At 75.1% G+C, this 14,384-nt stretch carries 11 protein-coding genes; 7 read left to right on the top strand and 4 right to left on the bottom strand.

Annotation, left to right across the window (positions count from 1 at the left end; translation table 11 throughout):
- Positions 1–127 precede the first annotated feature (127 nt).
- From ACLQ2W_RS10690 to ACLQ2W_RS10660, 7 genes are all read left to right on the top strand, one after another.
- Complete coding sequence (locus ACLQ2W_RS10690) at positions 128–994, top strand: TIGR00730 family Rossman fold protein (protein WP_425786257.1); 867 nt, start codon at positions 128–130, stop codon at positions 992–994.
- A gap of 1 nt (position 995) precedes the next feature.
- Positions 996–1,541 carry a TIGR00730 family Rossman fold protein gene (locus ACLQ2W_RS10685; RefSeq protein WP_425786256.1) on the top strand — a complete coding sequence of 182 codons (546 nt, stop codon included), beginning with the start codon at positions 996–998 and terminating at the stop codon, positions 1,539–1,541.
- 91 nt (positions 1,542–1,632) lie between these two features.
- Positions 1,633–5,139, top strand: coding sequence for an ATP-dependent helicase (locus ACLQ2W_RS10680; protein WP_425786484.1), 3,507 nt, complete (start codon positions 1,633–1,635; stop codon positions 5,137–5,139).
- Positions 5,140–5,167: 28 nt separating this feature from the next.
- Entirely contained in the window at positions 5,168–8,587 is a 3,420-nt protein-coding gene (locus ACLQ2W_RS10675; RefSeq protein WP_425786255.1) for an ATP-dependent helicase, read from the top strand.
- Between the two features lie 229 nt (positions 8,588–8,816).
- The gene (cspE, locus tag ACLQ2W_RS10670; RefSeq protein ID WP_013288421.1) at positions 8,817–9,020 is read left to right on the top strand and encodes a transcription antiterminator/RNA stability regulator CspE; all 204 of its coding nucleotides are present in this window, start codon (positions 8,817–8,819) and stop codon (positions 9,018–9,020) included.
- Positions 9,021–9,231: 211 nt separating this feature from the next.
- Positions 9,232–10,491, top strand: coding sequence for a DEAD/DEAH box helicase (locus ACLQ2W_RS10665; RefSeq protein WP_425786254.1), 1,260 nt, complete (start codon positions 9,232–9,234; stop codon positions 10,489–10,491).
- 165 nt (positions 10,492–10,656) lie between these two features.
- Positions 10,657–10,824: a hypothetical protein gene (locus ACLQ2W_RS10660; protein ID WP_405091098.1), complete on the top strand. Its 168-nt coding sequence runs from the start codon at positions 10,657–10,659 to the stop codon at positions 10,822–10,824.
- Positions 10,825–11,119: 295 nt separating this feature from the next.
- On the opposite strand, the gene ACLQ2W_RS10655 is transcribed toward ACLQ2W_RS10660, so the two are convergent.
- From ACLQ2W_RS10655 to ACLQ2W_RS10640, 4 genes are read right to left on the bottom strand one after another with little or no spacing between them, the layout of a single operon-like run.
- Positions 11,120–11,557, bottom strand: a complete 438-nt coding sequence (locus tag ACLQ2W_RS10655; protein WP_425786253.1) for an RrF2 family transcriptional regulator — start codon at positions 11,555–11,557, stop codon at positions 11,120–11,122.
- Positions 11,558–11,561: 4 nt separating this feature from the next.
- A complete protein-coding gene (locus ACLQ2W_RS10650) occupies positions 11,562–12,446 on the bottom strand; it encodes an ABC transporter permease (RefSeq protein WP_107162058.1) in 885 nt (294 codons plus the stop codon).
- A complete protein-coding gene (locus ACLQ2W_RS10645) occupies positions 12,436–13,215 on the bottom strand; it encodes an ABC transporter ATP-binding protein (RefSeq protein WP_107162056.1) in 780 nt (259 codons plus the stop codon). Before ACLQ2W_RS10645 ends, ACLQ2W_RS10650 begins: the two co-directional genes overlap by 11 nt.
- Complete coding sequence (locus tag ACLQ2W_RS10640) at positions 13,212–14,273, bottom strand: ABC transporter substrate-binding protein (RefSeq protein ID WP_425786252.1); 1,062 nt, start codon at positions 14,271–14,273, stop codon at positions 13,212–13,214. The genes ACLQ2W_RS10645 and ACLQ2W_RS10640 overlap by 4 nt, the downstream gene beginning before the upstream one ends.
- Positions 14,274–14,384 lie beyond the last annotated feature (111 nt).

The following is a 14,384-nucleotide window of genomic DNA, read 5'->3' as shown; positions in this document are numbered from 1 at the left end:
CCCGGGCATACCGGGTATGTGAATAGTAAGACGTACGAGCGAGCGAATTAGTTGCCTTGATCGCAAAGATTTTCTCCGGCTCGCCGGCCTGCGCGCCGCGTCGCCGTCGCTCCACTACGGTGGCCCCATGAGCGAGAGCACCGGGAGGCCGGCTGAGCAGGGGCCGCGGGCCGAACGCCACCGGGGAGCGGTCACGCTGCGCAATCGGGCGATCCCGAGCAGCACCGCGGACCAGCGGCTGCTCGACTCCCGGGGGCGCAGCGACTGGAAGACCAAGGACGCCTGGCGGGCGTTGCGGATCCTGTCCGAGTTCGTCGAGGGGTTCGACACGCTCGCCGACCTGCCACCCGCGGTCAGTGTCTTCGGCTCGGCCCGCAGCAAGCCGGACAGCCCGGAGTGCCGGCTGGCCGAGGAGTTGGGCGGCGCGCTGGCCCGGGCCGGCTACGCGGTGATCACCGGTGGTGGTCCGGGCGTGATGGAGGCCGCCAACCGGGGGGCCGGCGAGGCGGGCGGCCTCTCCGTCGGGCTCGGCATCGAGCTGCCGTTCGAGCAGGGCCTCAACGACTGGGTCGACCTGGCCATCGACTTCCGCTACTTCTTCGCCCGCAAGACCATGTTCGTCAAGTACGCCCAGGCGTTCGTGGTGCTGCCCGGCGGGTTCGGCACCATGGACGAGCTGTTCGAGGCGCTCACCCTGGTGCAGACCGGCAAGGTGACCCGGTTCCCGGTCGTGCTGATGGGCGCCGACTACTGGGGCGGCCTGCTCGACTGGCTGCGCGCCACCATGGCGGCGGACGGCAAGATCGGCCCGAGCGACCTCGACCTGATCCGCGTCACCGACGACGTCAACGAGGCGGTCCGGCACATCGTGGAGGCCGAGGCGGTGCTCTCCGCCGAGCAGGAGGCGGTACGCGAGGAGGCGGTCGCCCGGGTGGCCGCCGACCAGCAGGCCGCCGCCGAGGCCGCGCCCGAGGGCCCGGCCGGGTCACGCTGACATGGCCGACGTCTGCGTGTTCTGCGCGTCCTCGCGTACCCTCGACGACCGCTGGCTGGCGCTGGCCACCGAGACCGGCGCGGAGCTGGCCCGGCGCGGGCACACGCTGGTCAGCGGCGGCGGCTGTGTCGGCATGATGGGCGCGGTGGCGGACGGCGCGCGGGCGGCCGGTGGTCGCACGCTCGGCATCATCCCGCAGACCCTGGTCGACCTGGAGGTCGCCGACCTGGCCGCCGACGAGCTGCTGGTCACCGACGGGATGGCCAGCCGCAAGACGCTGATGGTCGACCGGTCCGACGCGTTCGTCACGCTGCCCGGCGGGCTGGGCACGCTCGACGAGCTGTTCGAGGTCTGGACCACCGCCACGCTCGCCCTGCACGCCAAGCCGATGGTGCTGGTCGACGCGGACGGGTTCTACCGGCCGCTGCTCGACTGGCTCGGCACGCTGGCCGAGCGCAACTTCCTCAAGCCGGCCGGCCTCGACCTGCTGATGGTCGCCGACAGCGTGCCCGCCGCCCTCGACCTCATCGACGCCCGCCTCACCTGACCGCCCGCGCCCACACACCCGTACCGACGCGTGCACGCGGTGGGGCGGCGTCGATTTCCCGGTGTCGTACCGGCGTGGTGGGATGTCGGTGATGCAGGCGTACCGGTTGGTGCGCCGGCCCGGCGGCGCGGGGGCGGGGGTCACCCACGACGCCGGGGCGGGGCAGGGGGTGGGCCGGTCCGACGGGCCGGCCATGTCGGAGCCGCGATCCGGGGGGTCGGCGGTCGATGCCACGCACCCGCGCCGGACGGCAGCCAGGCATCCCGACCCGGTGCAGGCCGAGGTGATCGCGCACACCGACGGGCCGATGCTCGTCGTCGGCGGTCCCGGCACCGGGAAGACCGCCACCCTGGTCGAGGCGGTCGCCGCCCGGGTGGCCGAGGGCGTCGACCCGGAACGCGTGCTGGTGCTCACGTTCAGTCGCCGCGGCGCCACCGAGCTGCGTCGGCGCATCGAGGCGCGGATCGCCGGCGACGGCCACCGGGCGGTGCGCGAGCCGCTGGTCCGCACGTTCCCGGCGTATGCGTTCGGGCTGCTCCGCCGCGCCGCGGCCGAGCGTGGCGAGCCGTCGCCCCGGCTGCTCACCGGCCCGGAGCAGGATCTGATCATCCGGGAGCTGCTCGACGTGGTCGGCGAGGAGTCGGCGGACGACCCGGTCGGCTGGCCGGAGGACCTGCGTCCCGCGTTGCGGACCCGGGCGTTCGCCCAGCAGCTCCGCGACCTGCTGATGCGGGCCGCGGAGCGGGGCGTCGGCCCGGTCGAGCTGGCCCGGCTGGGCGAGAAGCTGGGCCGCGCCGACTGGCCGGCCGCCGCCCGCTTCCTCCGGGAGTACGTCGCCGTCCTCGCGTTGCGCGACGTGAGCAACCGGGGCTCGGTCGCGTACGACCCGGCGGAGCTGGTGCGGGCCGCCACCGGCATGCTGCTCGACGATCCCGAGCTGCTCGCCGCCGAACGCCGCCGGGTGGCCCACATCTACGTCGACGAGCTGGCCGACACGGACCCGGCCCAGGTGGACCTGCTCGCGGTGGTGGCCGGTGGCGGCCGGTCCCTGGTCGCCTTCGCCGACCCCGATTCCTCCACGTACTCGTTCCGCGGCGCCGACCCGGCCGTGGTCAGCACGTTCGCTCACCGGTTCCGGACCGCGTCCGGCGCGCCGGCCGCCCAGGTCACGCTGACCACGTCCTACCGGGCCGGGCCGGAGCTGCTGGCGGCGACCGCCCGGCTGGCCCGGCGGCTGCGCGGCCCGGCGGCGCACCGGCGGCTGCGTCCGCTTCCGGACGCGCCGGCCGGGGCGGTCGAGGTGCGCACGTTCCGCTCGGCGACCAGCGAGTCGGCCTGGCTGGCCCACGCGCTGCGCGAGGCACACCTGCTCGACGGCGTGCCCTGGTCCCGGATGGCGGTGCTGGTCCGGTCCACCGGGCGGCAGCTCCCGTCGCTGCGGCGCGCCCTGCACACCGCCGGGGTGCCCACCGTCGTGCACGGCGAGGACCTGCCGCTGCACCTCCAACCGGCGGTGGCCCCGCTGCTGCTCCTGCTCCGCTGCGCGCTCGAACCCGACCGGCTGGACGAGGAGGCGGCGGTGGCGCTGCTGCACTCGCCGCTGGGCGGTGCCGACCCGCTGGCCGAACGACGACTGCGGCAGGGGATGCGGGCGCTCGCGTTGGCCGGCGGCGACCGCCGACCCTCCGGTGAGCTGCTGGTGGAGGCGCTGCGCGACCCGGCCGAGCTGGCCGCCGTCGAGCGCCGCTGGGCGGCGCCCGCGCAGGCCGTCGCGCATCTGCTGGCGACCGCCCGGGAGGCCGCCGCCACCCCGGGCGCCACCGCCGAGGACGTGCTCTGGGCGGTGTGGCGGGAGAGCGGGCTGGCCGAGCGCTGGTCCGGGGCGATCACCCAGGGGCGGGAGGCCACCGGCGAGCACGAGACCGCCCGGCGGTGGCGCGCCGAGGCCGCCGACCGTGACCTGGACGCCGTACTGGTGCTCTTCGACGCCGCCGCCCGGTTCACCGACCGGCTGCCGGGGGCGCGCACCGAGGTCTTCCTCGACCACGTGCTCGGGCAGGAGTTGCCGGCGGACACGCTCGCCGCCGCCGCCGACCGGGGCGAGGCGGTCCGCCTGCTCACCGCGCACGCCGCCAAGGGCCTGGAGTGGGATCTCGTCGCCGTCGCCGGGGCCCAGGAGGGCGTCTGGCCCGACCTGCGGCTGCGCGGCAGCCTGCTCGGCTCCGAGCGGCTGGTCGACGTGCTCGCCGGCCGGGCCGACGGGGCGGGGCTGCGGGCCAGCCTGGTCGGTCAGACGTCCGCGTTGCTGGACGAGGAGCGGCGACTGTTCCACGTCGCGGTCAGCCGGGCCCGGCGTCGGCTGCTGGTCACCGCGGTCGCCTCGGCGGCGGTCGGTGGCGACGACCACGAGGAGCAGCCCAGCCGTTTCCTGCACGAGCTGGCCGCCGGCGATCCGCCCGCCACCGGCGCCGGCGGCACCGCCCCGCCCGACGGCGAGCCGCCCGGTGACGGACCGTCGGGCGGGGGCCCGGCGCCGGACGGGCCGGTGCCGCACGGCGACGACCACCCGTCGGACGCGCCGTCCGGCGCGCTCCCGGTGACCCTGCCGCCACGCGGGCTCACCCTGTCCGCGTTGGTGGCGGAGCTGCGTACCGCGATCACCGACCCGGCGGCGCCGGTGAGCCGGCGGCGCGCGGCGGCGGGCGAGCTGGCCCGGCTGGCCGCCGCCGGGGTGCCCGGCGCGCACCCGGACGACTGGTGGGGGCTGCGCGGTCTCTCCGACGACCGGCCGCTCGTCGACGACGGCGAGCCGGTGCGGGTCACCCCGTCGGCCATGGAGAGCGCGTTGCGGTGCAGCCTGCGCTGGCTGCTGGAACGGCACGGCGGCAGCGGGCCGGCCAGCGCCGCGCAGGGCGTCGGCAACCTGGTGCACGCCGCCGCGATGCTGGCCGAGGACGCGAGCGTCGACCGGGAGACGCTGCTGGAGTACGTTGCCGCCCGGTTCGACGCGATCGAGCTGGCCGCCCGGTGGATGGTCGGCCCGGAGCGGCAGCGCGCCGAGGCGATGGTCGACAAGCTGCTGCGCTGGCTGGCCGGCAACCCGCGCCGGCTGCTCGCCATCGAACACGAGTTCGCGGTGCGCCTCGACGATCCGGCCCGGCCGGTCGAGCTGACCGGCCGCGTCGACCGGCTGGAGGTCGACGCCGAGGGCCGGCTCGTGGTGATCGACCTGAAGACCGGCAAGTCCACCGCGGTCACCGAGCGGGAGGTCGCCGAGCACCCGCAGCTCGGGGCGTACCAGGCGGCCGTGGAGGCGGGTGGGTTCGCGGAGTTCGGCGCGGAGTCCGGCGGGGCCGCGCTGGTGCAGCTCGGCACCGGCGCCCGGGACGCCAAGGAGCAGGCCCAGGCCGCGGCCGGGGAGGGCCCGGAGGCTGGCTGGGCCACCGCGCTGGTCCGCCGGACCGCCGACACGATGGCCGCCGCCACGTTCGCCGCCGTCGCCAACTCCAAGTGCCGGGTCTGCCCGGTACGCACCAGCTGCCCGGTCTCCGGCCAGGGCCGCCAGGTGGTCGAGCCACCTCCGGAGGATCAGGCGTGACCGCGCGGAGCCGGACGAGGACCGGCCGATGACGATCCAGCCGGCGCTGTTCGGCGCCACCGGCACGCCGCCGCCCACGCCCCGGTCCGCCGACGCCGGGCCCCGCTACACGCCCGTCGAGCTGGCCCGGCTGCTCCGGCTGCCGGCGCCCACCCGGGAGCAGGCCGCGATCATCGCGGCGCCGGTGGAGCCGCTGCTGGTGGTCGCCGGCGCCGGCTCGGGCAAGACCGAGACGATGGCCGCCCGGGTGGTCTGGCTGGTCGCCAACGCGTACGTGCGCCCCGAGCACATCCTCGGGCTCACCTTCACCCGGAAGGCGGCCGGCGAGCTGGCGCACCGGGTGCGGACCCGCCTCGACCAGCTCGTCCGTCGGCTGGGGCGGCCCCGGCGGGACCCGCGTGAAGATCCGTTCGCGGGCGAGCCGACCGTCTCCACGTACCACTCGTACGCCGGGCGGATCGTCACCGAGCACGGGTTGCGCGCCGGGTACGAGCCGACCACCCGGCTGCTCACCGAGGCGTCCCGCTGGCAACTCGTCGACCTGCTGGTGCGCAACTACGACGGCGACATGTCCGAGGTGGACCGGATGCCGTCCACCATCACCGACGCGGTGCTGGCGCTCGCCGGCGAGCTGGACGAGCACCTGGTCGACCCGGACGAGCTGGCCGGCTGGACCGGCCGGTTCTTCGCCGAGGTGCAGTCCCGCCCCGGCCGGGTCTACGCCGACGTGCGCAAGGCGCTCCAGCTCCAGCGGACCCGGCTGAAGCTGCTGCCGTTGGTCCGGGCGTACGCCCGGCGCAAGGACGACTTCGAGGCGATGGACTTCGCCGACCAGCTCGCCCGGGCGGCGCGGGTGGCCCGGGACCACCCGGGCGTCGGCGTGATCGAGCGGGACCGGTTCCGGGTGGTGCTGCTCGACGAGTACCAGGACACCAGCCACGCGCAGGTGGTGCTGCTCAACGCGCTGTTCGGCGGCGGGCATCCGGTCACCGCGGTCGGTGACCCGTGCCAGTCGATCTACGGCTGGCGCGGGGCGAGCGCCGGCACGCTGGACCGGTTCCCCGGTGAGTTCGCCCGCGCCGACGGCACCCCCGCCGAGGTGCTCGGTCTCACCACGAGCTGGCGTAACCGGCCGGAGATCCTCGGCGTCGCGAACGCGCTCTCGGTGCCGCTGCGGGCGGCCGGCGCCCGGGTGCCCGAGCTGCACGCCGCGCTCAGTGTCCGCGAGCCGATCCCGCATCGGACGCCGGGCGGTCGGGCCGCCGGCACGGTGCACTGCGCGCTGCTGCCGACGTACGCCGACGAGGCCGACTGGATCGCGGACAGCGTGCTGGCGGCGTGGCGGGGCGCGGCCGGGATGCCGGGCGCGTTGCCCGAGCACATTCCGGCGGACCGTCGCCCGACGACCGCGGTGCTGGTGCGGCTGCGCAGCCAGATCCCGGCGATCGAGGCCGCGCTGCGGGCCCGGGGGCTGCCGGTCGACGTGGTCGGGCTGGGCGGGCTGCTGGACACCCCGGAGGTCCGGGACGTGGTCTGCACGCTGCGCGTGTTGGCCGACCCGACCGACGGGGCGGCGCTGCTGCGGCTGCTCACCGGCGCGCGCTGGCGGATCGGCCCGCGCGACCTGGTCGCCCTGCACCGGCGCGCCCGGGCCATCGCCCGCAGCCGCCGCGAGCTGACCGGCGACGACGGGCCGGAGATCACCGTGGACGTGCTGGACGAGGCGACGCTGGTGGAGGCGCTGGCCGACCTCGGGCCGGCGCAGGCGTACTCGGCGGAGGGGTTCGCGCGGCTGCGGTCGTACGGGATGGAGCTGGCGCTGCTGCGGTACCGGCTGGACCAGTCGCTGCCGGAACTGATCGCGGACATCGAACGGACCATCGGGCTGGACGTGGAGGTGGCGGTCCGGGCCGGCCGGGACGGCGCCGGCGACGCCGGGCTGGCCCGCGCCCACCTGGACGCGCTCGGCGACGTCGCGGCGCGGTTCAGCGGCGAGACGCCCGGCGCCACGCTTGCCGGTTTCCTCGCCTACCTGGCCGCCGCCGAGGACGAGGAGCGCGGGCTGGCCCCGGGCGAGGTCGAGGTGGTGGCCGGCGCCGTGCAGGTGCTCACCGCGCACGCCGCGAAGGGCCTGGAGTGGGACGTGGTGGCGGTGGCCGGGCTGACCCGGGGCGGGTGGCCGGGGCCGGTGCGCAACTCCGACCACTGGCTGGGCGGGCTCGGCGTGCTGCCGTTCCCGCTGCGCGGCGACGCGGACGGGCTGCCCGAGCTGGCCCTGCCGGAGGCGGCGGACCAGCGTGCGGTGGCCCGTGCGGTGGCCGGGTTCACCGACGACTGGCGGGCGCACGACGAGCGGGAGGAGCGCCGGCTGGCGTACGTGGCGGTGACCCGGCCGCGTCGGTTGCTGCTCTGCTCCGGCTACTGGTGGGGGGAGGGGACGAAGCGGTTCCGCGGGCCGTCGCTGTTCCTGCGCGAGGTGTACGACGTCGCCCTGGCCGGGACGGACGGGCACGTGGTGGACGCGTGGGCGCCGGAGCCGGCCGGGGACGCGGTGAACCCGACCACCGAGACGGTGCTGCGGGCGGAGTGGCCGGCCGACCCGCTGGGTGGGCGTCGGCCGGCGCTGACCGAGGCGGCGGCGCTGGTCCGTCGTCACCTGGCCGACCCGGAGGCGGCCCGTCGCGAGGCCGCGCTGCTGGCCACCGTCGGGTCGACCGCCGTCGGGGCACCCGCGACCCCGCCGGAGGACGCCGACGCGGAGGTGGAGCGCTGGCGGCGGGAGGCCGACCTGCTGCTCGCCGAGCGGGCGGAGCTGGCCCACCGGGCCGAGGCGGTCGAGGTCGAGCTACCCGGCCAGCTCTCGGTGACCCAGCTCGTGGCGTTGCGCCGGGACCCGGAGGCACTGGCCCGTGCGCTGCGCCGTCCGATGCCGAGCGCACCCAGCCCGTACGCGCGGCGGGGCACCGCCTTCCACACCTGGCTGGAGCAGCGCTTCGGCGCCGACCGGCTGCTGGACGTCGACGAGCTGCCCGGTGCCGCCGACGAGGGCGCCGCCCCGGACGGGGCGTTGGCCGAGTTGCAGGAGCGGTTCCTGGCCAGCGAGTGGGCCGACCGGGTGCCGGTGGAGGTCGAGGTGCCGTTCGCCACAGTGATCGCCGGCGTGGTGGTCCGGGGCCGGATGGACGCCGTGTTCGCCCGCCCCGGCGGGCGTTACGACGTGGTGGACTGGAAGACCGGCCGCCAGCCCACCGGCCCGGAGGCCGAGGCGGCGGCGGTGCAGCTCGCGGTCTACCGGCTGGCCTGGGCCGAGTTGGCCGGCGTGCCGGTGGAACGCGTCGGCGCGGCGTTCCACTACGTGCGGGACGCGGTGACCGTCCGCCCGGCGGACCTGCTCGACGTCGAGGGGCTGACCGCGTTGGTGGCCGCCGTGCCGGAAATTTCGACGTGATCTCCCCACCGGGCGAGATCCGTGGTACGTTGGTCTCGTTGCAGTTTTGGTTTCCAGAGACTCTGTGTGCGCCTGGCGGATTGTGGCCCCAGGCGCTCTTTGTTGTGTCCGGAGTTCTCCGGGCGGGGCGACCAGCAGCGACAGGCACGCCACGCAGTCCATGCGTGGTGGGCTCCTCTCCGGCCCGCAACACGTGCGGGCCGACCGTTCCGTCAAGGAGACGAAACACATGGCAATTGGCACCGTCAAGTGGTTCAACGCTGACAAGGGCTTCGGCTTCATCACCCCGGACGACGGCGGCGCCGACGTCTTCGCCCACTTCTCGGCGATCCAGACCTCCGGCTACCGGAGCCTGGACGAGAACCAGCGGGTCGAGTTCGAGGTGACCCAGGGCCAGAAGGGCCCGCAGGCGGAGAACATCCGCCCGCTCTGATCTTCGGATCAACCGGCACCACCACCACGCCCCGCCGGGCGTGGTGCACGGGCCGGCCCGCCGCGCCGCCCTCCCGTACGCGGGAGCTGGCGCGCCGAGGCGGGCCGGCCCGTCCCTTTCGGTTCGTGCTTGTGATCACCGGCCACGCCGGTGACGCGCCGTCGCCCGGCGCCCTTCCTCGACACGTGCCGCCTCGAGGAAGGCTTTCCGCATGACCACGACCATGCCCACTTTCGCCGCCACCGGTCTGGCGCCGGCGCTCGTCGCCGAGTTGACCGCGCAGGGCATCACCGCGCCGTTCCCGATCCAGTCGGCGACCCTGCCCGACTCGCTCGCCGGCCGGGACGTGCTCGGCCGCGGGCGGACCGGCTCCGGCAAGACACTCGCGTTCGGGTTGCCGCTGCTGCACCGGTTGGCCGGCCGCCGGGCGCGTCCCGGCCGCCCGCTCGCGCTGGTGCTGGTGCCCACCCGGGAACTGGCCGCACAGGTGACCGCCGCGCTCACCCCGTACGCCGGCGTGCTCGGGCTGCGTTGCGCGACCGTGGTCGGTGGGCTCTCCCTCACCCGCCAGGCGGACGCGCTGCGGGCCGGGGCCGAGGTGCTGGTGGCCACGCCGGGCCGGCTGCACGACCTGATCGACCGCGGGTCCGCCCGGCTGGACCAGGTCGAGATCACCGTGCTCGACGAGGCGGACCAGATGGCCGACATGGGCTTCCTGCCGCAGGTGACGAAGCTGCTGGAGCAGGTCGCCCCGGGCGGGCAGCGGATGCTCTTCTCGGCCACCCTGGACCGCGGCGTGGACCGGCTGGTCCGCCGGTTCCTCTCCGAGCCGGTCACGCACTCCGTGGACCCGGGCACCGCCACGGTCACCGCGATGACGCACCACGTGCTGCACCTGGAGGCGGAGGACAAGCCGGCCGCGCTGGCCCACATCGCCGCGCGGGAGGGCCGCACCATCGTCTTCATCGCCACCAAGCACCGCGCCGACCGGGTGGCCCGCCAACTGCTCGCCAAGGGCGTTCGCGCCGCCGCGCTGCACGGCGGCAAGTCGCAGCCGCAGCGCACCCGGATCCTGGAGCAGTTCCGCACCGGCCAGGTCACCGCGCTGGTGGCCACCGACGTGGCGGCCCGCGGCATCCACGTCGACGGGCTGGACCTGGTGGTCAACGCCGATCCGCCCACGGAGGCGAAGGACTACCTGCACCGGGGCGGCCGGACCGCCCGGGCCGGGGAGTCCGGCACCGTGGTCACGCTCGTCCTGCCGGAGCAGCGTCGGGACGTCGCCCGGCTGATGACCACCGCCGGGATCAAGGCGCAGACCACCCGGGTACGCGCCGGCGACGCGGAGCTGGGCCGGCTGACCGGGGCGCGCGAGCCCTCCGGCACGCCGGTGACCATCGCCGTCCCGCCGCCGGTCGCCGCGCACCCCGCCCCGGGGACCCGTCCCCGCCGTCGCCCGCGCCGCCGCTGACCGGACGTTCCGTGCGAGGCCGCTGACCGGCCGTCATGCGGCGCCTCGCTGAGTCGGGGATCAGCGAATGTTCAGTCGGGTGGCCGACTGTCCGCTGTCGTCGGGGCGACGATGCTGGGTCCCGTGGGCCGGTCGGAGGGCCGGCCGGACACGGGAGGGGCGACCATGGCGGGTGACACCGGCCCGGGTGACGGGACCCGGGAGGTGCTGCTGGTGCTCGCGGTGGCGGGCGCCGGCCTGGCGCTCGCCGTGGTGGCCGCGTTCGGCCCCTGGCATCCGGCGGCGGGCGGTCCGCCGGACCGTGGCGCGGCCCGCACCTTCAACCCCGGCTGATCCGTACGGTCAGCCGGGCCTGACGGGGGTCACGCAGGGCGACGTCCGGTGGTGGATGTGCGGCAGAAACGGATATACCTCAGCGGCATAAATATGCCGCTCGGTCATATTGCTCCAGGGGGATGCCTTCTCGGCGGGCCCCCCACCGATCGGTTCTGTCGGCCCCTCGGCACCAGCCGCCGTCACCGCCCGGGGCGCGAGCAGCCGGGCGGGGCCCCGGCACCGGGCCCCGCCCGGCCTCGGGCGCCCCGCCCCGGCCTTCGTGCGCCTGGGTACGGGCCACCGACCGGCGGACTCAGGGCGCCGGGGCGCGGTCCGCCAGCAGGTCGGCCAGCGTGGTGCGGTCCACCACCAGCGCGATCGCGCCGTCCACCGCCAGCCAGACGTCCCGCAGCCCGGTGGCCACCCCGTGGTAGCCGGTCCGGTCCGCGGGCATGCCCCGGACGCTGGTGAGCGCGCCGCCGACCGCACGCAACACGTCCCCGACGCTGATCTCGGCCGGGGGCCTGCTCAGCGCGTACCCGCCCTCGTTGCCGCGGTGGCTGTGCAGCAGTCCGGCCCGCCGCAGGTCGAGCAGGATGCCCTGGAGGAAACTGAGCGGGATGTCCTGGCGTTCGGCCAGGCTCGCGGCCTTGACCAGCTCGCCGCCGGGGTCCCCGTCGCCGGTGGATCCGGCGTCGGCGACGGCGAGCATGGCCCGGAGCGCGTAGTCGGCGCGCGCGGAGATGTACACGAGGTCAGTTGCCGGCCTGGTCCAGCACGCCCCAGCGGCGGCGGATCGCCTTGTCGGCCGCGCCGAACGCGGTGTCCACCAGCAGGCCGACCACCAGGATCACGATCATGATGGCCATCAGCCGGGGCGCCTCGCTCAGCTCGCGGGCGTAGGTGAGCTGCGCGCCGATCGAGGTGCGGGTGGCGATGACCACAAGCAGCTCACCGGCCATCAGACTGCGCCAGGCGAACGCCCAGCCCTGCTTGAGCCCGGCCACGATGGCGGGCAGCGCGGCCGGGGCGATCACGTACCGGTAGAGGTTGAGCCCGCGGGCGCCGAGGTTGCGGCCGGCGCGGACCAGCAGCGGCGGCACGTAGTCCACGCCGTGGATGACGCCGTTGGCGACCGACGGCGCGGCGCCGAGCACCACCACGAAGAAGATGGCCTGCTCGCTGAGCTGGAACAGCAGGATGGCCAGCGGGAACCAGGCGATCGACGGCATGGTCTGCAACGCGGTGATCATCGAGCCGAGCGCGGCGCGGAGCACCTTGACCCGGGCCACGCCCAGGCCGAGCAGCAGACCCACCGCGACCGCGGCGGCGAACCCGACCGCCGCCCGGCGGGCGGTGGTGGCCAGGCCCTCCCAGAGCGCGGAGCTGACCAGGTAGTCGCCGAGGTCGCCGAAGACCACCATCGGGCCGGGCAGCGCCCAGGGCTCCTTCCACCCGCTCCAGACCACGGCCTGCCAGAGGGCGATGGCCATCGCGAGCGCGGCGAACTTGGGCCAGGTGGCGGACCAGAGCCGGCGCAGCCGGGACGGTCCCTTCTCCCGGCCGGCGATCTCCAGCGCGTCGAGACCGGAGATCTCCGCGTCGGTACGCGCCGACCCGGTGAGGGTGTCACTGGCCATGCCGGCCCACCTCCTTGCGCAGCCGGTCGGTGACCTCGGCGGCGATGGCCGAGACCTCCGGCGAGTCGATCCGCCGGGGTCGCGGCACGTCGACCCGGGTGGAGTAGATGATCCGGCCGGGCCGGCTGGAGAGCAGCACGATCCGGTCGGCGAGCCGGGCCGCCTCGCGCACGTTGTGCGTGACGAACAGGACGGTGAGCTTGCGCTCGCCCCAGATCCGCTCCAGCTCGTCGTGCAGGATGTCCCGCGTCATCGCGTCGAGCGCGCCGAACGGCTCGTCCATCAGCAGCACCGGGGTGTCCAGCGCGAGCGTGCGGGCCAACGCGACCCGCTGCCGCATGCCGCCGGAGAGCTGGTGCGGGCGCTTACGGCCGAAGTCGGACAGGTGGACCGTGCGCAGCAGCTCGGCCACCCGCTCCCGACGCTGGTCGCGGGGGAGCCCGCGCAGCTTCAGCGGCACCTCGACGTTGCCCTCGACGGTCGACCACGGGAACAGCGCCGGCTCCTGGAACATCAGGCCCGGGTTGACGCCCTCGCCCAGCTCGATCGCGCCGCCGCTGACCCGGTCCAGGCCGGCGACCAGGTTCAGCAGCGTGCTCTTGCCGCAGCCGGACGCGCCGACCAGGCAGACGAACTCGCCCGGGGCGACGTCCAGCGACACCCCGTCCAGCGCCAGGACGGCCTGCTCGCCCTGGCCGTACACCTTGGTCACGCCGCGCAGCGCGACCGAGCCGGTCGCGCTGCGCGGGGTCGTCGTGGTCGACGTCACGGCTGGGTGACCTCGGGCTTGCCCTCGGCCTTCAGCACCTCGTTGAGGTACTTCAGGTCGTAGAGGCCGTTCAGGTCGACCGGCTGGGTCAGCCCGACCGCGACGGCGTGGTCCAGGCCGGCCTTCAGCGAGGCCGCGATCGGGTCGTTGGTGAACTCCAACGTCGGCCAGGCCTGCTTGATCAGCTTGATGTCCAGCGGCTTACCGGTGATCTTGCCGATGTGCTCGGAGACGGCCTGCTGCGCCTCGTCCGGCTTGGTGTTGACGAACTCGTTCGCCGCGACCTGACCCTCGACCAGCTTCTTCACCACGTCCGGGTGTGCCTTGAGGAACTTGGTGCTGACCAGCAGGTTGGTGATGACGAACTTCTTGTCCGGCCAGAGGTCGCGCTCGTCGACGAGCACCTTGCCGCCGGCGTTGACCAGCCGGGACACGAACGGCTCCGGCACCCAGGCCCCGTCGATGGCCCCGCTGCCGAACGTCTCGACGGTCTGCGCGTTCTCCTGGGGGACGATCTTGACGTCGCCGCCGCCCTCCTTGGTGGTCGCCAGGCCCTTCTCCTTGAGCCAGTAGCGCAGCGCGACGTCCTGGGTGTTGCCGAGCTGCGGCGTGGCGATCTTCTTGCCGCGGAGCTGCTCCACCGAGGTGATGCCGGGCTTGACCACCAGCGCGACGCCACCGGACGCGGCGCCGGAGACCACCCGGACCGCCTCGCCCTTGGACTTGGAGAAGGCGTTCACGGTCGGGTTCGGACCGATGTACGTGGCGTCCAGCGCGCCGGAGAAGACCGCCTCGATGGCCGCCGGGCCGGCGTTGAACGTCTTCGTCTCCAGCGTCACGTCGCCGCCGAGCTTCTCCTTGAAGATCCCCTTCTCCACGCCCACCACGGCGGGCGCGTGGGTGAGGTTGGGGAAGTAGCCCAGGCGTAGCGTCACCGGGCCGGAGTCACCGGCGGCGTCGCTGTCGTCGCCGCAGGCGGCGGTGGTGCCGAGCGTGGCCGCGCCGACCACGGCCAGGGTGGCCAGCGTGACCAGGCGGCGCAGGGGGAGCCGTCTCATCGAAAGTCCAATCCGCAGTATTCCTATTTAGTTGGTAGGAAGACTGGGGCAGGGTGCCGGGCGGCGTCAAGACCCGTCCCGCATCTGTCCACCGTTCGGCCACGGCACACC

The sequence above is a fragment of the Micromonospora sp. DT227 genome (genome assembly GCF_049841835.1).
Lineage (GTDB): Bacteria > Actinomycetota > Actinomycetes > Mycobacteriales > Micromonosporaceae > Micromonospora.
Note: the sequence above shows the minus strand (reverse complement) of the source record. Positions and strands in the feature narration are given on the sequence as shown.

Bases quoted from the DNA above. Each gene is read 5' to 3' on its own strand.
- ACLQ2W_RS10690 (WP_425786257.1), top strand. From the start codon at position 128: ATGAGCGAGAGCACCGGGAGGCCGGCTGAGCAGGGGCCGCGGGCCGAA.
- ACLQ2W_RS10685 (WP_425786256.1), top strand. From the start codon at position 996: ATGGCCGACGTCTGCGTGTTCTGCGCGTCCTCGCGTACCCTCGACGAC.
- ACLQ2W_RS10680 (WP_425786484.1), top strand. From the start codon at position 1,633: ATGCAGGCGTACCGGTTGGTGCGCCGGCCCGGCGGCGCGGGGGCGGGG.
- ACLQ2W_RS10675 (WP_425786255.1), top strand. From the start codon at position 5,168: ATGACGATCCAGCCGGCGCTGTTCGGCGCCACCGGCACGCCGCCGCCC.
- cspE (WP_013288421.1), top strand. From the start codon at position 8,817: ATGGCAATTGGCACCGTCAAGTGGTTCAACGCTGACAAGGGCTTCGGC.
- ACLQ2W_RS10665 (WP_425786254.1), top strand. From the start codon at position 9,232: ATGACCACGACCATGCCCACTTTCGCCGCCACCGGTCTGGCGCCGGCG.
- ACLQ2W_RS10660 (WP_405091098.1), top strand. From the start codon at position 10,657: ATGGCGGGTGACACCGGCCCGGGTGACGGGACCCGGGAGGTGCTGCTG.
- ACLQ2W_RS10650 (WP_107162058.1), bottom strand. From the start codon at position 12,446: ATGGCCAGTGACACCCTCACCGGGTCGGCGCGTACCGACGCGGAGATC.
- ACLQ2W_RS10640 (WP_425786252.1), bottom strand. From the start codon at position 14,273: ATGAGACGGCTCCCCCTGCGCCGCCTGGTCACGCTGGCCACCCTGGCC.